The organism is Chryseobacterium sp. SIMBA_038 (assembly GCF_046535115.1).
GTDB lineage: Bacteria > Bacteroidota > Bacteroidia > Flavobacteriales > Weeksellaceae > Chryseobacterium.
This window is the reverse complement of sequence record NZ_JAWRXH010000194.1, coordinates 1-269: the sequence shown is the minus strand read 5'-3', so window position 1 is coordinate 269 and position 269 is coordinate 1. Positions and strand designations below refer to the sequence as shown.

Annotated in this window: 1 protein-coding gene; it reads right to left on the bottom strand. The window is 34.9% G+C overall.

Going from position 1 to position 269, the window contains the following annotated elements; all coding sequences use genetic code 11:
* A partial coding sequence (locus SB689_RS23255; RefSeq protein ID WP_410694418.1) for a sugar phosphate nucleotidyltransferase occupies positions 1-269 on the bottom strand: 269 nt, incomplete at both ends.

Below are 269 nucleotides of genomic sequence, written 5' to 3'. Positions count from 1 at the left end.
AGAGTTATACTCGCAAGCCATAAAATGCTGCGTCATCTCAGGAAGATACATATCAAATGCATGGTGAATACTTTTCATATTCCAAATAAATATTCCTGCATTCCAAAGAAAATCACCACTTTCCAGAAAGCTTTGAGCAAGCTCAAGAATAGGCTTTTCCGTAAATGTTTTTACCTTAAAATATTCAGAATTTTTCTTTTCTACGAATTGAATATACCCATAACCGGTATCGGGTCTTGTAGGGGTAATTCCAAGTGTAACCAGATAAT